17 protein-coding genes and 1 tRNA gene are annotated in these 18,929 nt (G+C 73.9%); 12 read left to right on the forward strand and 6 right to left on the reverse strand.

Annotation, left to right across the window (positions count from 1 at the left end; all coding sequences use genetic code 11):
• Positions 1-29 precede the first annotated feature (29 nt).
• The 6 genes from moaC (at position 30) to AC3EQ1_RS19130 (ending at position 6,369) form a co-directional block, all read left to right on the forward strand.
• Complete coding sequence (moaC, locus tag AC3EQ1_RS19105; RefSeq protein WP_388859780.1) at positions 30-533, forward strand: cyclic pyranopterin monophosphate synthase MoaC; 504 nt, start codon at positions 30-32, stop codon at positions 531-533.
• The gene (locus tag AC3EQ1_RS19110; protein WP_432095527.1) at positions 530-1,099 is read left to right on the forward strand and encodes a MogA/MoaB family molybdenum cofactor biosynthesis protein; all 570 of its coding nucleotides are present in this window, start codon (positions 530-532) and stop codon (positions 1,097-1,099) included. Before moaC ends, AC3EQ1_RS19110 begins: the two co-directional genes overlap by 4 nt.
• On the forward strand, positions 1,096-1,719 hold the full coding sequence (locus AC3EQ1_RS19115; RefSeq protein ID WP_432095545.1) for a GNAT family N-acetyltransferase: 624 nt from the start codon (positions 1,096-1,098) through the stop codon (positions 1,717-1,719). Before AC3EQ1_RS19110 ends, AC3EQ1_RS19115 begins: the two co-directional genes overlap by 4 nt.
• 151 nt (positions 1,720-1,870) lie before the next feature.
• On the forward strand, positions 1,871-3,010 hold the full coding sequence (sepX, locus tag AC3EQ1_RS19120) for a divisome protein SepX/GlpR (RefSeq protein WP_432095528.1): 1,140 nt from the start codon (positions 1,871-1,873) through the stop codon (positions 3,008-3,010).
• 98 nt (positions 3,011-3,108) lie between these two features.
• Positions 3,109-3,182, forward strand: a tRNA-Ala gene (locus AC3EQ1_RS19125).
• 481 nt (positions 3,183-3,663) lie between these two features.
• Positions 3,664-6,369, forward strand: coding sequence for a SpoIIE family protein phosphatase (locus tag AC3EQ1_RS19130; protein WP_432095529.1), 2,706 nt, complete (start codon positions 3,664-3,666; stop codon positions 6,367-6,369).
• Between the two features lie 295 nt (positions 6,370-6,664).
• On the opposite strand, the gene trxA is transcribed toward AC3EQ1_RS19130, so the two are convergent.
• Complete coding sequence (gene trxA / locus AC3EQ1_RS19135; RefSeq protein ID WP_432095530.1) at positions 6,665-7,078, reverse strand: thioredoxin; 414 nt, start codon at positions 7,076-7,078, stop codon at positions 6,665-6,667.
• Between the two features lie 161 nt (positions 7,079-7,239).
• Here trxA and AC3EQ1_RS19140 point away from each other — a divergent pair, with 161 nt between their 5' ends.
• Entirely contained in the window at positions 7,240-8,781 is a 1,542-nt protein-coding gene (locus AC3EQ1_RS19140) for a dihydrolipoyl dehydrogenase family protein (protein WP_432095531.1), read from the forward strand.
• Between the two features lie 148 nt (positions 8,782-8,929).
• On the opposite strand, the gene AC3EQ1_RS19145 is transcribed toward AC3EQ1_RS19140, so the two are convergent.
• Positions 8,930-9,472, reverse strand: coding sequence for a GNAT family N-acetyltransferase (locus AC3EQ1_RS19145; protein WP_432095532.1), 543 nt, complete (start codon positions 9,470-9,472; stop codon positions 8,930-8,932).
• Positions 9,473-9,539: 67 nt separating this feature from the next.
• Between AC3EQ1_RS19145 and AC3EQ1_RS19150 the strand changes: the two genes are divergently transcribed.
• A complete protein-coding gene (locus tag AC3EQ1_RS19150) occupies positions 9,540-10,343 on the forward strand; it encodes an exodeoxyribonuclease III (RefSeq protein ID WP_432095533.1) in 804 nt (267 codons plus the stop codon).
• Between the two features lie 31 nt (positions 10,344-10,374).
• Positions 10,375-10,908 (forward strand): DUF309 domain-containing protein, encoded by a 534-nt coding sequence (locus AC3EQ1_RS19155; protein WP_432095534.1) that lies wholly within the window; start codon positions 10,375-10,377, stop codon positions 10,906-10,908.
• A 246-nt stretch (positions 10,909-11,154) separates the two neighbouring features.
• Here the strand turns inward: AC3EQ1_RS19155 and AC3EQ1_RS19160 are convergent, their stop codons facing one another.
• The 4 genes from AC3EQ1_RS19160 to AC3EQ1_RS19175 form a co-directional block, all read right to left on the reverse strand.
• Complete coding sequence (locus AC3EQ1_RS19160) at positions 11,155-11,400, reverse strand: DUF2277 domain-containing protein (protein WP_432095535.1); 246 nt, start codon at positions 11,398-11,400, stop codon at positions 11,155-11,157.
• A 240-nt stretch (positions 11,401-11,640) separates the two neighbouring features.
• Positions 11,641-12,369, reverse strand: a complete 729-nt coding sequence (locus AC3EQ1_RS19165) for a MerR family transcriptional regulator (protein ID WP_432095546.1) — start codon at positions 12,367-12,369, stop codon at positions 11,641-11,643.
• Between the two features lie 321 nt (positions 12,370-12,690).
• Complete coding sequence (locus AC3EQ1_RS19170) at positions 12,691-13,917, reverse strand: hypothetical protein (protein ID WP_432095536.1); 1,227 nt, start codon at positions 13,915-13,917, stop codon at positions 12,691-12,693.
• Positions 13,914-14,573, reverse strand: a complete 660-nt coding sequence (locus tag AC3EQ1_RS19175) for a hypothetical protein (RefSeq protein ID WP_432095537.1) — start codon at positions 14,571-14,573, stop codon at positions 13,914-13,916. The genes AC3EQ1_RS19170 and AC3EQ1_RS19175 overlap by 4 nt, the downstream gene beginning before the upstream one ends.
• Before the next feature lie 717 nt (positions 14,574-15,290).
• On the opposite strand from AC3EQ1_RS19175, the gene AC3EQ1_RS19180 reads away from it, so the two are divergent.
• The 3 genes from AC3EQ1_RS19180 to AC3EQ1_RS19190 form a co-directional block, all read left to right on the forward strand.
• Complete coding sequence (locus AC3EQ1_RS19180) at positions 15,291-16,889, forward strand: flavin-containing monooxygenase (protein WP_432095538.1); 1,599 nt, start codon at positions 15,291-15,293, stop codon at positions 16,887-16,889.
• Positions 16,886-18,043, forward strand: a complete 1,158-nt coding sequence (locus AC3EQ1_RS19185) for an alpha/beta fold hydrolase (protein WP_432095539.1) — start codon at positions 16,886-16,888, stop codon at positions 18,041-18,043. Before AC3EQ1_RS19180 ends, AC3EQ1_RS19185 begins: the two co-directional genes overlap by 4 nt.
• Positions 18,040-18,929: SDR family oxidoreductase (locus AC3EQ1_RS19190; RefSeq protein WP_432095540.1), on the forward strand; the 890-nt coding region annotated here is incomplete at its 3' end. The genes AC3EQ1_RS19185 and AC3EQ1_RS19190, both read left to right, overlap by 4 nt.

Genomic DNA, 18,929 nt, shown 5'->3' on the forward strand with positions numbered 1-18,929 from the left:
TCTGCCCACAGGACCGGACCGGGAGAACGATGAGCAGCGCCGAGCACCACCTCACCCACCTCGACGACACGGGCGCGGCCCGGATGGTCGACGTCTCCGGGAAGGACGTCACGGCGCGCACCGCGCGGGCGGCGGGCCGGGTGCTCGTCGCGCCGCGCGTCGTCGAGCTGTTGCGCGGGGCGGGGGTGCCCAAGGGCGACGCCCTCGCCACCGCGCGGATCGCCGGGATCATGGGCGCCAAGCGCACCCCCGACCTCATCCCGCTCTGCCACCCGCTCGCCGTCTCCGGGGTGAAGGTCGACCTCGCGGTGGCCGACGACGCCGTCGAGATCGAGGCCACGGTCCGCACGACCGACCGCACCGGCGTCGAGATGGAGGCCCTGACCGCGGTGACGGTCGCCGCCCTCACCGTGATCGACATGGTGAAGGCCGTCGACAAGGCCGCGGCCATCGCCGACGTCCGCGTCCTGGAGAAGACCGGCGGCAAGTCCGGCGACTGGCGGCGCCCCGCGGAGGCGGGGGACGAGGCATGAGCCCGGAGCACGCCGCCCACCACGCGCCGCGGACCCGGCCCGGCGGCCCGACCGGGGAGAGACCGGAGCGGGAGTACCGCGCCCTGGCCGTCACCGTGTCCAACCGCGCCGCCGCCGGTGTCTACGCCGACCGGGGCGGCCCGCTGCTGGTCGAGGGCCTGGCCGCGATGGGCTTCCGGACCGACGGCCCCCGCGTGGTGCCCGACGGCGAACCGGTCGAAGCCGTGCTGCGCGAGGCCGTCGCCGCCGGATACGACGTGGTGCTCACCACCGGGGGCACCGGTATCTCGCCCACCGACCGCACCCCGGAGATGGTCCGCCGGGTCCTCGACCACGAGATCCCCGGCATCCCCGAGGCGATCCGCGCCGAGGGCCTGGCGAAGGTGCCCACCGCCGCGCTCTCCCGGGGTCCCGCCGGCGTCGCGGGGACCACCCTGATCGTCAGCCTCCCCGGGTCCACCGGAGGCGTCCGCGACGGCCTCGCCGTGCTGGGCCGCCTGCTCGTCCACGCCGTCGACCAGATCCGCGGCGGCGACCACCCCAGATCCACGGGGAGTACGACCTGAACGCCCCCTGGCCGGTCGGACTGGCGGACGGTGACATCGCCCTTCGCCCCATAAAGCTGCGCGACCAGCGGGCGTGGCGGGAGGTCAACCGGCGCAACCGTGACTGGCTGCGCCCCTGGGAGGCGACCGTCCCGCCCCCCTCGCCCAGCGGCCCGGTCACCCACCGCCCCACCTTCCGGCAGATGGTGCGCCACCTGCGGGCCGAGGCGCACGCCGGCCGGATGCTGCCGTTCGTCATCGAGTACCGGGGAGAGCTGGTCGGCCAGCTCACGGTGGCCGGCATCACCTGGGGTTCGATGTGCTCGGGCCACATCGGGTACTGGGTCGACGAGGCGGTGGCGGGCCGCGGCGTGATGCCGACGGCGGTCGCGCTCGCCGTGGACCACTGCTTCCGCGCCGTGGGGCTGCACCGCATCGAGGTGTGCATCCGCCCCGAGAACGCCCCGAGCCGCCGGGTCGTCGAGAAACTCGGATTCCGCGAGGAGGGATTGCGGCCCCGCTATCTCCATATCGACGGGGCCTGGCGCGATCATCTGGTCTTCGCCCTGACGGCGGAGGAGGTGCCGGAAGGGATGCTGGCCCGCTGGCACCGCGTCCGACCTGGGTCGGCTCACAAATAAAATAAGTGTTCGAATTCCAGAGCGAGTTGACCGGTTATGCGGTCCAGCTCTCTCAACAATCACAAAAAAAGTTCGGGATATCAGCCAGATCGTGCGACACACCGCGCCAATTGGCAGATGGCCTCATGCGGACCCCTCTACCGTGTGAGATGTGAGCAGCAGTGGCCTCATTTACGCAGTCATCGTCGGGGCCTGGGCCGCCTACTTGGTGCCGATGTGGCTCCGTAGGCAGGACGAGCTGAACGAAGCCCGTCCGACGGAACGCTTCAGCACCGCCATCCGGCTGCTGTCCGGACGGGCGGGGATGGAGCGCCGTTACGCCAAGGGTCTGGAGGAGCGTTCCTCCGGTGACGCGGACGCCTCCGGGGACGGAGACGGTTCCGCGGGACCGGACCGGGGCGCGACCGCCCCGGACGTCGTGACCGACTCGGTCGACGTCCGGGCCTTCGCCGTGTCCGCGCCCGAGCCGGCGCCGGTGCGCGTCGACACCGGGACCGGGCGGGCGGACCGCGCCGCCACGGGCACCGGCCGCACCGAGCGCCCGGCGCGGCCCGCTGCCCACCCGACGCCGTCCGCCGCGCAACGCGCCCGCCGTTCGAAGGTCCTGGCCCGCCGGCGCCGCACCACGATGGCGCTCTTCCTCGCCTTCACCGGCGGATCCGTGGTCGCCGCGGTCGGCGGAATCGCCTTCCTCTGGGCCCCGGCCCTGCCCGCGATACTGCTCAGCCTCTACATCGCCCACCTGCGGGCCCAGGAGCGCCGCCGCTTCACCTTCACCATGGACCGGCGCCGCGCCGAGGCCGCCGCCCAGCGGCTGCGCGAGCACCGGTCGCGGATCGCCGCACGGCCCGAGCACGCCGAGGTGGAGCCGCCGGCGGAGGACGGTCCCGCGGAGCCGGTCGCCGCGCCGGAGAGCACCTCGCCGCACACCGCGGGCCGCCGGGCGCTGGTCGAGCAGACCGACCACGCGGAGTGGGTCGACCAGCAGCGGCGCAGTTCCGAGGGCGACAGCTGGGACCCGGTGCCGGTGCCGCTGCCGACGTACGTCACCGCGCCGGTCGCCCCGCGGGCCACCGGCGGGGTGGACCTCGACGCCCCGGACGCCTGGAGTTCCGCGCGGTCCAGCGTCGCCGAGCCGGTCGCGGAGGCCCCGCCCGCCGAGCCCGCCCCGGTTCCGGAGCCCGCTCCGGCCACCCGCCGGCCCGCCGGCCGCCGGGCCCGCGAGCGCGGCCGCACCCCGCTCTTCGACCAGTACGCCGACGAGGACCGGCCGCGCGCGGCCAACGAGTGACGGCAGGGGCCGCCCGGGCGCGCACCGGGCGGGCCCACCAGCACGGGAAGCGATTTCCGAGCACCCCGAGGAGGGTGCTAGAGTTTCACCCGTTGCAAGGGCCTGTGGCGCAGTCCGGTAGCGCACCTCGTTCGCATCGAGGGGGTCAGGGGTTCAATTCCCCTCAGGTCCACAGCAAGACTGTTCTTGAGTTCGCTCAGGAAGAGTTCACGAGATCCCGTCCGATCCGATCGGACGGGATCTCGGCGTTTCCAGGGGCTGTTCGCCGTGGTGTCCGCATGGTGCCCTGCGGAGCACACCGGGGCCGCGGGCGGGGACCGGCAGGGCGCCGGTACAGCGTCCCGGCGCCGGAGCGCTGGGCTCCGCCCGAGGTCCTACGCTTGACGTAAAGGCGGCACCGGTCGCGCAGGGTGTGCCGCGGAGACGGCACTCCTGAAAGTGCGTCATGGGGCGTCACTACCCGGGAGCGGCCGTCGTCCGAGCCGGCACGTTCCCTGACAGCCGGGCGCCGTGGGGCCGTTCTTCCCGGTCGGCTCGGCCGTGGTCCGGACCGTCGGCAGGGCCCGGGGACCGCCCGGCGGGCAGGGCCCGGTCGCCTTCCCCGGCGACACATCGCCTTCCCTCAGCGACGGTGAGGAGAGGAGAGAAAGGGCATGGTGGCCGCACAACCGCGGAGATCCGGTCGCGGCGGGCGCAGGGGCTCCCGCTCCGTGCTGAACGTGCACAGCGTCGTCGGCCAGATGTTTCTGTTGCAGTTGGCGGTCATCGTGCTGCTCTGCGTCGGCGCCGCCTTCGCCCTCGTCATCGACGCCCAGCACGCCGGCACACACGAGGCCGAGCAGCGTTCACTGAGCGTGGCCGAATCCGTCGCCCAGGCGCCGGGGATCGAGGCGGCCATGCGGTCCCGGGATCCCACGGCGGTGCTCCAGCCCCGGGCCGAGGCGATCAGGGTGGGGTCCGGGATCGATTTCGTCGTGGTCGTGAACCGGGACGGCATCCGCTACACGCACCCCAGGCCGGACCGGATCGGCAAACACTTCAGCGCCGACCTCTCGACGGTGATGGCCGGGCAGACGAAGACGGAGACGACCAGGGGCACACTCGGCCCCCAGGTCCGGGCCGCGGTGCCCGTCAGGGATGCGCAGGGCCAGGTGATCGGCGCGGTCGTCGCCGGGATCACCACCAAGAGCGTCAGCGCCACCCTCAACCGGAAGGTGCCGGTGGTCCTGGTCACCGCGGCCGCCGCGATGGCCGTCACCGCGGGCGGGGCGGCGGTGCTCAGCCGCCGGCTGCTGCGGCAGACGCACGGCCTGGGCCCGGCCGAGATCACCCGGCACTACGAGCACCATGACGCGGTGCTGCACTCCGTCCGGGAAGGCGTCCTGATCATCGACGAGGACCGTCGGCTGCTGCTCGCCAACGACGAGGCCCGGCGCCTGCTCGACCTCCCCGCCGATGCCGAGGGCCGGCCCGTCGACGCCCTCGGCCTCGCCCCGCGCACCGCCGCCCTGCTGGTCTCGGGCCGCCCGGCCAGCGACGAGCTGCACTCGGCGGGGGACCGGCTGCTCGCCGTCAACCAGCGCCCCACCGGAGGGCAGGGCGGCCCCCGGGGCAGCGTCGCCACCCTCCGCGACTCCACCGAACTGCACGCCCTGTCGGGGAGGACGGAGGCGGCCCGGACCCGGCTGAACGTCATGTACGAGGGCAGCGTCCGCATCGGCTCGACCCTGGACATGACCCGGACCGCCCAGGAGCTGGCGGAGGCGGCGGTGCCGCGGTTCGCCGACTTCGTCACCGTCGACCTGGCCGAGCCGGTGCTGCGCGGCGAGGAGCCGCACAGCACGCTGACGACGCTGCGGCGCACCGCCACCGTCGGCATCCGTGACGACCATCCGCTCTATCCCACCGGTGAACGGATCGACTTCCGGCCCTCGACGCCCCAGGCCAGAGGGATGACGGCGGGAGGTGCACGGCTCGAACCGGACCTGCGCACGGCTCCCGGATGGCAGGCCCAGGACCCCGAACGCGCCCGCCGGGTCCTCGACTACGGCATCCACTCCCTCATCGCCGCCCCGTTGTACGCCCGCGGCCTCGTCGCCGGTGTGGCCAACTTCTGGCGCTCGGAACCGACCGCACCGTTCGAGGACGACGACCTGGCCCTGGCCGAGGAACTCTGCGCCCGCGCGGCGGTCTGCATCGACAACGCCCGGCGCTACACGAGGGAACACCACATGGCGGTCGCCCTGCAGCGCAGCCTGCTGCCCCAGGGCCTGCCCGACCAGAGTGCCCTGGACGCGGCCTACCGTTACCTCCCCGCACAGGCCGGGGTGGGCGGCGACTGGTTCGACGTCATCCCGCTCTCCGGCGCCCGGGTCGCCCTGGTCGTCGGCGATGTCGTCGGCCACGGGGTCCAGGCGTCGGTCACCATGGGCCGGCTGCGGACGGCGGTCCGCACCCTGGCCGACATGGATCTGCCGCCGGACGAACTGCTCACCCACTTCGATGACATCGTGCTCCGGCTGGCCGCCGAACCCGCCACCGATTCCGGTGTCGAAGCCGACGGGTCCCGTCTCGCCGCTCCCGGTGACGTCGGCGCCACCTGCCTGTACGCCGTCTACGACCCGGTCGCCCGGCAGTGCTCACTGGCCCGCGCCGGCCATCCGACGCCTGCCGTGGTCACCCCGGACGGCCGTGCTCACGTGCTCGACATGCCGCCCGGGCCGCCCCTCGGGCTGGGCGGGCTGCCCTTCGAGGCCGTCGAGGTGGAGCTGCCCGAAGGCAGCCTGCTGGCCCTCTTCACCGACGGGCTCATCGAGACCCGCGGCCTTGATCCCGACGAGCAGCTCGAGCTGCTGTGCAGCACCCTCGCCCGGCCCGCCGCGTCCGTGGAGGCGGTCTGCGACAACGTCCTCGACGCATTGCTCCCGGCCCGGCCCGACGACGACATCGCGCTGCTGGTCGCCCGCACCCACACGCTGGGGGCCGACCAGGTCGCCAGCTGGGACGTGCCCTCCGATCCTGCCGTGGTCGCCCGGACCCGCCGCGACGTGACCGAGCAACTGACGGCCTGGGGGCTGCACGACGCCGTGTTCACCACCGAGCTGGTGGTCAGCGAACTGGTCACCAACGCCATCCGCTACGGGGAGCCGCCCATCCAGCTGCGTCTGATCCACAACCGCAGCCTCATCTGCGAGGTCTCCGACTCCCGCGACACCGCCCCGCATCTGCGCCGGGCCCGCGTCTTCGACGAGGGCGGGCGGGGGCTCCTCCTGGTCGCGCAGCTCACCCAGCGCTGGGGCACCCGGCACGCCCGGCAGGGCAAGACCATCTGGGCGGAGCAGGACCTGACAACCGGCTGAACGGCGGCTGCGTCGCAGGCCGCTCGCCGCGGCGGGGCCCATCTGCCCGGCGCCGGAGCCCGCTTCGTGGAGTGGGCGACCTCGATGCGGCGACGGAAGGCCACCGGGGCGACTGCGCAGGGTTGTTGAGGGGCCGGTCCCCGAGGCGTGTCCGCGGGGCGGCCGGGTGCCGGGCGGTGGCCGGTCCGGAGTGCGGCCGGGCGGGTGTGCCGAAGGCCCCGGCCGGGGCCGGGGCCTTCGATGGGGGGTGACCCGCGTCACCCGCCACGGGGGTCCGGGAGGACTGCCGCGGGGGTCAGGCCGAGGGCTCCTCGCTCGCCGCGGCGGTCGCGCCCTGCTGCTCGGCGGCGGCCTGCTGTTCGGCGACGGACTTGTGCACCTCCGCCATGTCCAGGTTGCGGGCCTGTCCGATGACGTCCTCCAGCGCGGCCTCGGGCAGGGCGCCCGGCTGTGCGAAGACCGCGACGTTCTCCCGCACGATCATCAGCGTGGGGATCGACTTGATGTCGAAGGCCGCGGCCAGTTCGGGCTGGGCCTCCGTGTCGATCTTGCCGAAGACCAGGTCCGAGTGGCGCTCGGCTGCCTCCTCGTAGACCGGCGCGAACTGCTTGCACGGGCCGCACCAGGTGGCCCAGAAGTCGATCAGCACGAAGTTGTTCGCGGAGACGATCTCGTCGAAGTTTTCCTTGGTCAGCTCGACCGTGCTCATGGTTTCCTTACCTGCTTCCGGATGACGTCGGCGGGTGTCCCCGTTGGGGGGAACGAGGGGGAGCCTGTCCGTATTCCGGTGGTTCATGTGGCCGACTTTGCGGCAGCGCGGAAGGATGGCCGCAGCACCCCACCGGCATCCCCGACCGAGAGGCGGCGCGCATGAGCCCCAGCGTGGAGGCACCCCGGAGTTACGAGCGGGAGGACGAGTACGACGTCGTGGTGCTGGGCGCCGGGCCGACGGGGGAGGTGCTCGCCGAGCGGGTGCGGGCCGCGGGGCTGTCCACCGCCGTCGTGGAGCGCGAGCTGATCGGCGGCGAGTGCTCGTACTGGGCCTGTATCCCCAGCAAGGCGCTGCTGCGCCCGGTCGCCGCGCTCGCCGGGGCGCGGGCCGTCGAGGGCGCCCGGCAGGCGGTGAACGGCGGCCCGGACGCGGCCGCGGTGCTGGCCCGCCGGAACGGGTTCACCTCCGACTGGAAGGACGACGGCCAGGTGGCCTGGCTGGGCTCCGAGGGCGCCGAGATCGTCCGGGGCAGCGGCCGGCTCGACGGCCCGCGCCGTGTCGTGGTGCGGACGCCCGACGGGGGCCTGCGGCTGCTGCGGGCGCGGCACGCGGTCGCCGTGTGCACCGGCAGCCGGGCCGTGGTCCCCGAGCTGCCGGGGGTGGCCGAGGCCCGTCCGTGGACCAGCCGGGAGGCCACCAGCGCGCAGAAGGTGCCGGGGCGGCTGGCGATCGTGGGCGGCGGCGTGGTCGGCGTGGAGATGGCCACCGCCTGGCAGGCGCTCGGATCGCAGGTCACGATGCTCGTCCGGGGCGGCGGACTGCTGGAGCGGATGGAGCCCTTCGCGGGCGGGATGGTCACCGAGGGGCTCGCCCGCGCCGGGGTGGAGATGCTCATCGGGGTGTCGGCGACCGGCGTGCGGCGCGAGGCGCCCGGCGGGCCGGTGACGGTGCTGATGGACAACGGCCGGGAGATCGCCGTCGACGAGGTGCTGTTCGCCACCGGACGGGCCCCGCGCACCGACGGCCTCGGGCTGGAGACGGTCGGTCTGTCGCCCGGGGGATGGATCGAGGTGGACGACTCGTGCCGGGTGACCGGGGTGCCGGGCGACTGGCTGTACGCGGCGGGTGACGTCAACCACCGCGCCCTCCTCACCCACCAGGGGAAGTACCAGGCGAGGGTGGCGGGCGCGGTCATCGCCACCCGGGCGCAGCGCGTGCCCGTCCTGGAGCGGGACCCGTGGGGTGCGCATGTGGCGACCACGGACCGGGCGGCCGTGCCGCAGGTGGTGTTCAGCACGCCGGAGGTGGCCGCGGTCGGGCTGACGGCGGCCGAGGCCGAGCGGCAGGGCCGCCGGGTGCGGGTCGTCGACTACGAGCTGGGGCAGGTCGCGGGCGCCTCGCTGTACGAGGACGGCTACCGGGGGCGGGCCAGGATGCTGGTCGACCTCGACCGGGGACATCTGGTCGGGGTGACCTTCGTGGGCCCCGGGGTGGGGGAGCTGCTGCACTCGGCGACGGTCGCGGTGGTCGGCGAGGTGCCGGTGGACCGGCTGTGGCACGCGGTCCCGGCCTTCCCCACGATGAGCGAGGTCTGGCTGCGGCTGCTGGAGGAGTACCGCGGTCAGCAGCTGTGGCCGGTGGGCACGCCGGCGCTGACCGAGCCGCAGGCGATGGCGCCGGGGCCGGGGGTGGGGCGCTGAGCCGGGGGTCGGGCAGGCCCTGTCGGGGGTTCGGGGAGGCGGCCGAGGGCGAGCAGGCCACCGGCGGGCGATCCGGCAGGCCGGTGCCGGTGCCGGTGCCGGTACCGGTGGCGTGAGGACGTGCCGGGCTCGTGGTGCCCGGCGGAGCTCACCGGTCCGGGGCGGTCCGGGCGGAGGGCTCCGGCGGAAGCGCCTGGCCGGAGGCGGCCGGGGTGCCGAGCGGCTTGGCGAAGCAGCGGCTCAGGGACTCGTGGCGGTAGATGCCGAACTTCGGTACCGCGGGGGCGTAGCCGCTGGACGTGTAGAGGGCGATGGCCTCGGGCTGCTTGGTGCCGGTCTCCAGGACCATGCGCCGCCGGCCCGCCTGCCGGGCGCTGTCCTCCAGCGCGGCCAGGACCCGGCGGGCCAGCCCCCGCCCGCGGGCGTCGCGCACCACGAACATCCGCTTGATCTCGGCATCGCCGTCCGCGTAGCCCTCGGCGCTCCCCTCCTGGGCCCGCCAGCCGCCGGACGCGACCGGCCGGCCCTCGTCGTCGTACACCACGAGGTACAGCCCCCGCGGCGGATCGAACTGTGACGGATCCATCGGGGTGAGGTCGCCGTCGCCGTAGCGCTCGGCGTACTCCAGCTGCACCTCGGCGTTGAGCCGCACGGCGTCGGGGTGGTCGTAGCGGACCGGGTGGATCTGCATGGGGGCAATCGTACGGTTGTGCGGGGCGTGTCCGGGGGTGCCGCGCGGTGGTCGGTATCGTGCCGGGATGCTCACTGTGACGACCGTGAATGTGAACGGGCTCCGCGCCGCCGCCCGGAAGGGATTCCAGGAGTGGCTGGCGGCGACCTCCGCCGATGTGGTCTGCCTCCAGGAGGTGCGGGCCGAGCCGGACCAGCTCTCCGCGCAGGTGCGGGAGCCCGACGGCTGGCACACGGTCCACGCTCCGGCGGCGGCCAAGGGCCGGGCCGGGGTGTCGCTCTACTCGCGGCGCGAGCCGGAGGGGGTGCGGATCGGCTTCGGCTCGACCGAGTTCGACGGCAGCGGCCGGTACGCGGAGATCGACCTGCCCGGCGTCACGGTCGCCAGCCTCTATCTGCCCTCGGGCGAGGTCGGCACGGAGCGGCAGGAGGAGAAGGAGCGCTTCATGGGCGAGTTCCTGCCGTATCTGAAGGGGCTCCGGGAGCGGGCGGCGGCCGACGGGCGCGAGGTGCTGGTCTGCGGCGACTGGAACATCGCGCACCAGGAGGCCGACCTGAAGAACTGGAAGGGCAACAGGAAGAACGCCGGCTTCCTGCCGGAGGAGCGCGAGTGGCTGACCCGGGTCCTCGAGGAGGGCGAGTACACGGATGTGGTGCGGCGGCTGCACCCGGACGTGGCGGGCCCGTACTCGTGGTGGTCGTACCGGGGGAAGGCGTTCGACAACGACAGCGGCTGGCGGATCGACTACCACATGGCGACGCGGGGCCTGGCGGACCGCGCGGTCAAGGCGGTCGTCGAGCGCGCCGCCAGCTATGACCTGCGCTGGTCGGACCACGCCCCGGTGACGGTGGCGTACGGGACCGGGCACTGAGCCCGGCCCCGGGGCGGAGGACAATCGAGCTGTGAGCGACGACGGCACCCGGGACACCGGTACAGCGGCGGAGGACGTCGGGCGGGCCTCCGCGGCGCGAGACCGTGACGAGGAGGGGCGCGCCCGTAACGCGCGCCCGCGCGACGGTCTGGGACGGCCGCTGCCCTACGGGGTGGAGGGCGTCGAACGGCAGCCGGAGGGTGTGGTGCGGGCTCCGGGGGAGTCGCTCGCCGAGGCCCAGCGGCTGCTCGACGCCGGTATGCCGTTCCATGCGCACGAGGTCCTCGAGGACGCCTGGAAGTCGGCGGCGGGGCCCGAACGGGCGATGTGGAAAGGGCTGGCGCAGCTCGCCGTCGGCATCACCCATGCCGCGCGCGGCAACCGGCGCGGCGCCGTGTCCCTGCTCCGGCGGGCCGCTGAGGCCGTCGCTCCCGCCAGGGAGCATCCGCCGTACGGGATCGACGTGGGCGGGCTGGCCGGCTGGGCGCGGCAGTACGCGGACGAGCTGGCCGCGGCGCCGGAGGGCGGCCCCGTTCCGCCGGCCGCGCCGCGGCTGCGGGGCTGACCGGGCCTGACGGGCCTGAGCGGGGCGAAGCCGGTCGGCAGAACCTGATGCACGGCCGGTGCGGTGGACGGGCGGGCCGACGGGTGCCCACGGGCGAGGCCTGAACGGTCGGCCCGGTCGCCGGCGCGCAGGGGACGGCCCGGCTGCCTCGCGCGGACGAGTGGGAGGAGCCGTGCGGCGCCGGGCCCAGGCTGCGCAAGCCGGCCGTTCCTGGCCGACGCGTCGGTTCGGTGCGGCGGGCCGTTCCTAGGCGGTTGCGTCCGTCCGGGTCGGCCGGCGGCCTCCGGAGCCGCGGATCTCCAGCTCGGCGAGGAGCTGCTCGGTGGCTCCGGCGACGGCGTCCACGGCCCGGTCGAAGACGGCCTGGTTGTGGGCGGCGGGGGCGCGGAACCCCGAGACCTTGCGGACGTACTGCAATGCGGCCGCCCTGATGTCCTCGTCGTCGACGTGCTCCATCGCGGGCGGGCGGAGCGTCTTGATACTGCGGCACATGTCACCAGTGTGCGCCCGCGCGGGGCGTAGCGCGGCGGAGGTGCCGGATCCCTTCGGCAGCGCTGCCCGGGGCGGGTGACGGCCGCCGCATGGCTTTTCCCACTCGGCACGGCCATCGTCGCTCGGCCGCTGTCGTGCTCGGCCCGGCCGCCGTGCCCGCCGCGGTCCCCGTACCGGCCCGGTTCGGCCGCCGTGCCCGCCGTGCCTGTCGTGTCCGCCACGGCCCCGTACCCGTCCGGTTCAGCCGCCGTGCTGTCCCGGGAGCTCCTTCAGCCAGGCGTCCAGCTCGGCCCGGATCCTGCGGTCCATGGCCATGGAGAGCTCCGCGTCGACGACGCCCTTCGCCAGGGGGCGCAGCCGTTCGACGGTTGCCGCGATCTCCGCCGTCTCCTCGGCGCCCGGCGGTTCGCCCGCCGCCGCCCGGGCGAGGACGTCCGTCAGCACATGGGTGCGGACGAGGGAGGTGAACAGCTCGGCCAGGGCGTCGGTGTGGGTCCGGACGGCGCGGGCCGCGGCGAGGACGGCTGCGAGGGGGATGCCCCGGTCGACCAGCATGCTGGAGGCGTCCAGCAGACGCCGGCTGACGTGGACGAGTTCGTCCCCGTCGACGGTCAGATAGCCGAGGTCGAGTGCCGCGGCGAGGTTCTCGGCGGTGACGTGGTCGGCGAAGTAGTCGGCGAGCGCCTCCGGGGTGAGGCGGACCGGTGTCTCGTCGGACCAGGTGGCGCCGATGGCGTTCTCCAGGCCGAGGAGTTCGCCGACGTCCCGGCCGTTCTCGAAGGCCGTGAGCAGTTCGGCGATACCGCCCAGGGTGTGGCCGCGGTCGAGGAGGGCGCCGATGGTCCGGAGCCGGGCGAGGTGATGCTCGTTGTACCAGGCGATCCTGCCCTCCCGGCGCGGCGCGGGCAGCAGCTTCCGCTCGCGGTAGAAGCGCAGGGTGCGGACGGTGATGCCGGCCTCCGCGGCCAGCTCCGCCGTCCGGTACTCGGTCGGCGGCCCCCCGGCGGGGGAGTGGGCCCCGGGGGCGTCGTGGCGGTCCGGCGGGCCGTTCCCGAGGGAGGGTTCCCGCGCCGGTGGTGGTCCGCCGGTGGTTCCGCCGGGGTGGCCGGACGGGCCCGTCGCGTCACGCCGACCGGGTGCCGTGGTCGGGGAGTGGCTCCCCGGCCGCCGGTCCTGCGGGCTCCGTGCTTCCTCTGTCTCGGCCACACCGGCAGCCTATGCCTCCCGGTGATGGGCCGGCGGCGCCGCGACCACCGCAGGTGCTCCGGAACAGCGCCGAGGGAGCAGTTGCTACGGCTTCGGGGCCACGCCTTCGTTCTGCTCGGCGGAGGGCGTGGGAAGCGGCGAGCGATGTCGCGCGGCAGAGCGGTGGCGTACGACTCTGATCAGCGTTACCGCCGCCGTCACCAGCGCAGCGGTTCCCGGGGCACCGAACAGCGCGTCGCGCAGCGGTTCCGGTGTCAGCAGCAAGGACCGGATCAATTTTCCGGGGACGGCGCCCTGCGGTACCGACATGCTGATCAGGGACGCGGTCAAGTACAGGTGACTGCCGAGCCGGCCGGCCGCGTAGGCGGTCCAGAACAGTACGAACAGGGTGGCCGGCCGTAGCGGTGCGGCGCGGAATGAGGGGTGCGCACGCAGGACGAAGAACGTGAGAGCAAAGGCACAGGTGAACCAGAAGTGCCCCATCGGTTCGAGGTGAACGACCGTCACGAGCGCCTGGACCGTGGTCGGCGATGAACTGGTATCCGGTCGCGGCAGCACGGTGGATGCCACGGCATCTCCGCAGCTCACCTGGCAGAGGGGGTCGAGGACGCGGGCTGCGGCCCCGGAAACGGCGGGCAGGGCGAGGAGACGTTCGCATGCGGTGGCTGTTGCGGTGGCCAGGACTGTTTCGCCGATCCGTGGCCAGAGTGTGCGCAGCGGGCCGCGCAGCCCCGACAGCAGGAGCAGCACCCGCCGCCTGGACGACCGGGGGAATCCTGCGGACCGCATCCGGGCGGGCAGAGCACACATCAGCCCGGTTGCGGCGGCAGCGGCACCGAGGAGGAGGGCATGCGGGGCGGTGACGTAGGTGTCTTCCAGGAGACGTGGAAGCTCCGGGTCGTAGTTCACGGCGCGCTGCCAGAGCCCCGCCGGCTCCTGGTCGAGCAGGAAGTCCGGGAGCCTGCTGATCAGCAGGGCCAGCATCGCGGCGACCGGAGCGACCAGCGGCAGTACAACGGCCTGCCGTGCCCCGGACCGTAGGGGCGGTCCCATCCGGGCGACGAGGGTACGTGTGACGGACAGCAGGACCGTCAGAAACAGTGCCAGCCAGAGTCCTTCCAGCAGCCAGCCCGCAACGCCGGTTTGTTCGTTGACCCGCCACACGGGCGATACCGTCGCCCTCCTCAGGGCCTCCCAGGACGATAAGGTCCCCGCCGCTTCCGCCCAGTGGATCTGCGCGGGAAGAGCGCCGACAAGGTGAACGACGGCGACGACCGCGGCCACAGCGGTCATCCGGAGCCGGTCGCTCACCGGGCACCGCCGGGGTCGGCCATCACGTGGAAGGGCCGGCCGCCGTTGTCCAGTTCGACCGACTCCGTCTTCTCGCCGTCCCACCAGGTCAAGGTGGCCTTCCATCTGACGTCGTAGCTTTCGGTTCGGCCCAGGAGGAAGAGGGAGTAGATCTCCCCGCTGTTCAGGGAGTGCGGCAGGGACACGGGTTTGCCCCAGTCCAGTGCCTCCTTGGCCGCGGGGCGCTGCCCCGGTTTCCCATGCAGCGCGCTGAGCGAGACGGGCCGCCCGACCGCGAGCCGATCGAGGTTGACGCCCGCCGCTCGAGGTTCCTCGCCGATCCCGCATCCCAGCGTCCTGACGTCGGGGCGCACCCCCTTGGGCAGCGGATCACGGCGAACGACGGTGACCGTGACGTCACGCAGCTGCGCCGCCTTGTCGGTGTTGCCGCGCAGACTGATGAGAACCCGCAGTGTCTGCCGCTGAACGATCCGCTGCTCGCGCTCCCAGCGCACGATTTCCCGCTTGTCGGCATCGGGCAGTCGGGGCAGCAGATCGTCGTTGCCGGGGAGAGTGGACCAGGTGCTCGTGCAGTACCCGTTCAGCTGTTCGGCCTCGACCAGCACCGGCTCTTGAGCGAAGACGCGGTGGTACGCGGAGCCGAGCGAGGGCGCCACGAAAGCCAGAGCGGCCAGGACCAGCCCTCCCAGCGCGATCTTGTTGGCCGGATCCAGGGCCCGGACACGGGCGGCCTGAGCGCGGAGACGGCTCGGCCGGGCCGGGGGAGACGGCGCGCCCGGGGGTGGCGTAGGTGTGGGTTCAGGGGCCGGTGCCGGTGTGGGTTCAGGCGGTGGGGCCGGTGCCGGTTCCGGGGGCTGGTCCGGCCGGTGGGTGGTGTCCGGTACAGGCTGGCGGGTCGACGCGGTGCCGGGTAACGGAGGTTCCGGCGTGCCGGGCGAGCGTCTGGCGGGATGGACCCCGTCGGCCATACACATCCTCCCATTCAGTGGGAACTGCGCAACATTCGCTCAGCGCACGGTAGTTGGCAAGCCATTGCAGCACTCGCCTGCTCGGAATCCCAGCTTCCCGGTGGCTCGGACGTAGAGCCAGTGGGCCGACGAAAGCGATGGCGAACACGGCCGGCAGGGGCGGGCCCCGTGCCCGTGGCATACGGTCCGCGTCAAAGTGGTCGGGTGGCCGGAGGCCGGCAATGGTCTCCGGCCACCCCGACCACACCGACGTGACCGTGACCGAGCGAGCGCGGTGGGGCCCCGGGCAACCGGCGGTAACTTCCCTCGCCGGACCCCTACCCCTCAGTACGTTCCTGCCTTACGCTCCCGATCACGCCAGTGATTGGTGGCGCGATCGTTTCCGGACGTCGGGAGGCGGCGGTCATGGCCGGACCGAAGGACGAGCACACACATGTCCGAGTCGCGGTGATCGGATCGGGCTTCGGCGGTCTGGGGGCCGCCGTCCGGCTGCGCAGAGCCGGGATCACCGACTTCACGGTCCTGGAGCGGGCCGGCGCGGTCGGTGGCACCTGGCGGGACAACACCTACCCGGGCTGCGCGTGCGACGTCCCCTCGCACCTCTACTCGTTCTCGTTCGCCCCGGATCCGCAGTGGCCGCGGAGCTTCTCCGGGCAGCCGCACATCCGGGCGTATCTGGAGCGGGTCGCCGACACCTTCGGACTGCGCCCGCACCTCCGCTTCGACTCCGAGGTCCTGGCCATGCGCTGGGACGGCGACGCGCTGCGCTGGGAGATCGACACCGCGTCCGGGCCGCTCACGGCCGATGTGGTCGTCTCCGCGACCGGCCCGCTCTCCGACCCCAAGGTCCCCGGCATCCCGGGCCTGGACTCCTTCCCCGGCGCGGTCTTCCACTCCGCGCGCTGGGACCACGGTTACGACCTGCGCGGCAAGCGCGTCGCCATGGTCGGCACCGGCGCCTCGGCGATCCAGATCGTGCCCGAGATCCAGCCGGTGGTCGGGGAGCTCACCCTGTTCCAGCGCACCCCGCCCTGGGTGGTGCCGCGCCTGGACCGGCGGATCACCGAGCTCGAACAGCGGCTGCATACCCGGCTGCCGGCCACCGGGGCCCTGCGCCGCGCCCTGTTGTGGGGCATCCGGGAGCTCCAGGTCGGCGCGTTCACCCGGCACCCCGGCCGGCTCGGCCTGCTGGAGGCCCTGGCCGCGGCGCACATGAAGAAGGCCGTCAAGGATCCGGCGATGCGGGCGGCCCTCACCCCGGACTACCGCATCGGCTGCAAGCGCATCCTGCTGTCCAACGACTACTATCCGGCACTCGCCCGGCCCAATGTCTCGCTGGTCGCCTCGGGGCTGCGGGAGGTCGACGGTCCGGCCCTGGTCGCCGCCGACGGCACGCGCACCGAGGCGGACGCCATCGTCTTCGGCACCGGATTCCACGTCACCGACCTGCCGATCGCCGAGCGGATCACCGGCGCCGACGGCCGGACGCTCGCCGAGGAGTGGAAGGACGGGATGCAGGCGCTGCGCGGCGCCAGCGTCCCCGGCTTCCCGAACTTCCTCACCGTCATCGGCCCCAACACCGGGCTCGGGAACAGCTCGATGATCCTCATGATCGAGGCGCAGCTGAACTATCTGACCGACTTCCTCGGCCGGCTCGGCACGCTCGGCGGGCGGGTGGCGCTGGACGCCCGGCCGTCCGCCGTCCACGCCTACAACCGGCGGCTCCAGGAGCGGATGCGGCGGACCGTGTGGAACACCGGTGGCTGCGACAGCTGGTACCTCGACAAGGCCGGCCGCAACACCACGGTGTGGCCCGGGACGACCGCCGAGTTCCGCAGGGTGACGCGGGAGGTGAACCTCGCCGAGTACGCGGTGCTGCGCCCGCCGCGCGACCCGGGCCGGGGCACCGCGCCGACCGCCGTGGCCGGTTCCGGAGGGGCTGGTTTCGATGGGGCTGGTTCCGGAGGGGCCGGTTCCGATGGGGCGGGGGAGGGCGTCCGGTGAGCCCCCGCACGACGTTCCCGGCCGCGGCCTTCCTGCCGCCCGCCCCGGTGCGCGAACTGACCGCCGACTCCGGCCACGGGACCCGGCTGCACATCGAGGTGCACGGCCCCGAGGACGCGCCCGCCGTCGTCCTCGCCCACGGCTGGACGTGTTCGACCGCCTTCTGGGCGCCGGTCGTCCGGGCGCTCGCCGCCGACCACCGGGTGATCCTCTACGACCAGCGCGGCCACGGCCGCACCCCGGCGACCGGCCCCGACGGGTACAGCACGGACGCGCTCGCCGACGACCTGGAGGCGGTGCTCGGCGCGGCGCTGGCGCCCGGCGAGCGCGCGGTGCTCGTGGGGCATTCCATGGGAGGCATGACCCTCCTGGCCGCCGCCGGCCGACCGGTGTTGCAGGAGCGGGCCGCAGCGGTGCTGCTGTGCAGTACCGGGAGTTCGCGGCTGCTGCGGGAGGCGCTCGTCCTGCCGCTGCCCTGGGCGGGCGTGCGGTACCGGGCGCACCGCGCGCTGCTCGGCTCCCGCGCCCCGCTCGGTCCGGTCACGCCGCTCGCCCGGCGGGTGCTCCGGTACGTGACGATGGGCCCCGGCGCGGACCCGGGCGCGGTGGACGCCTGCGCCCGGATCGTGCACGCCTGCCCGCGCACCGTCCGCGCCCGCTGGGCGCACGTCCTCGCCGAGCTGGACCTGGACGGGCAGGCGGCGCGGCTCGCCGTCCCGGCCGCGGTGATCGTGGGCACGGCCGACCGGCTCACCCCGCCCGTGCACGCCCGGCGGCTGGCGGCCGCGCTGCCGCACTGCACCGGCCTCACCGAGCTGCCCGGTATCGGCCATATGACGCCGGTGGAGGCACCGGAGACGGTCATCGGGGCGATCCGGGAGCTGGTCCGGGAACGGCTCACCGGGGCGGGTCCGGGCCCCGGAGCCGTCGGCACGACGGACGCCGCGAACGGGCCGGGGGGACGGGGGAGCGACGCCGGGCCCGTACTCCCGGGGAACGCCTCCGTCGCGGGGAGCACGTCCGTACCGACGGACGCATCCGTACCGACGAAGACGTCCGTATCGACGAAGACGTCCGTATCGGGGTCATCCGTACCGGGGACATCCGTACCGGGGACCGCCGGCGGAGCCATGGCCGAGGAGGAGACGGCGTGAACGCACAGGGAAGGCTGGAGGGCCGGGTCGCGGTGGTGACCGGTGCCGCCCGCGGTGTCGGCGAGCAACTGGCCCGTAAACTCGCCGCGCGCGGCGTGCGCGTCGCGCTGCTCGGCCTGGAACCCGAGGAGTTGCGGCAGGTCTCCGACCGGCTGCCCACCGAATCCGCGTACTGGCCGGTGGACGTCACCGATGCCGCGGCCATGGAGCGCGTCGCCTGGGAGGTGACGGAGCGCTTCGGCCGGGTCGACATCGTCGTGGCCAACGCGGGGGTGGCGCAGGGCGGTCCGTTCGCGGACTCCGACGCCCGGTCCTGGAACCGGGTTGTCGAGGTCAACCTGCTGGGCAGCGCCACCACGGCCCGCGCCTTCCTGCCGGCGCTGCTGGACAGCCGCGGGTACCTCCTCCAGATCGCCTCGCTGGCGGCGATCGTCCCGGCGCCGCTGGGGTCCGCGTACTGCGCCTCCAAGTCCGGGGTGGAGGCGTTCGCGCACTGTCTGCGCGCCGAGGTCGGCCACCGGGGCGTCACGGTCGGTGTCGGCTATCTCAGCTGGACCGACACGGACATGGTGCGCGGCGTCGACGAGGACGCGGTGATGCGGGAGCTGCGGCAGCGGCTGCCCTGGCCGTCCAACCGCACCTATCCCCTGGGTCCGGCGGTCGACCGGCTGGTCGCGGGCATCGAGCGGCGCTCCGCGCAGGTCTACGCACAGTGGTGGCTGCGCGGCATGCAGGGCGTCCGCGGGGTGCTGCCGGGACTCATCGCGACCGTCGGCGCCCGGGAGATGCGGCGCTTCGCACCCCGGCTCACGGCGACCCGCGGGGCGCGCGCCGGTCTGGTGGGCGCCGGGGGAGCGGCGGACGAGAAGGCGAACACGGACGGGTA

Source organism: Streptomyces sp. bgisy100 (assembly GCF_057709105.1).

Excerpts from the sequence above, each read along its gene's own strand:
- moaC (WP_388859780.1), top strand. The coding sequence starts at position 30 with ATGAGCAGCGCCGAGCACCACCTCACCCACCTCGACGACACGGGCGCG.
- AC3EQ1_RS19110 (WP_432095527.1), top strand. The coding sequence starts at position 530 with ATGAGCCCGGAGCACGCCGCCCACCACGCGCCGCGGACCCGGCCCGGC.
- AC3EQ1_RS19130 (WP_432095529.1), top strand. The coding sequence starts at position 3,664 with ATGGTGGCCGCACAACCGCGGAGATCCGGTCGCGGCGGGCGCAGGGGC.
- trxA (WP_432095530.1), bottom strand. The coding sequence starts at position 7,078 with ATGAGCACGGTCGAGCTGACCAAGGAAAACTTCGACGAGATCGTCTCC.
- AC3EQ1_RS19140 (WP_432095531.1), top strand. The coding sequence starts at position 7,240 with ATGAGCCCCAGCGTGGAGGCACCCCGGAGTTACGAGCGGGAGGACGAG.
- AC3EQ1_RS19145 (WP_432095532.1), bottom strand. The coding sequence starts at position 9,472 with ATGCAGATCCACCCGGTCCGCTACGACCACCCCGACGCCGTGCGGCTC.
- AC3EQ1_RS19150 (WP_432095533.1), top strand. The coding sequence starts at position 9,540 with ATGCTCACTGTGACGACCGTGAATGTGAACGGGCTCCGCGCCGCCGCC.
- AC3EQ1_RS19160 (WP_432095535.1), bottom strand. The coding sequence starts at position 11,400 with ATGTGCCGCAGTATCAAGACGCTCCGCCCGCCCGCGATGGAGCACGTC.
- AC3EQ1_RS19180 (WP_432095538.1), top strand. The coding sequence starts at position 15,291 with ATGGCCGGACCGAAGGACGAGCACACACATGTCCGAGTCGCGGTGATC.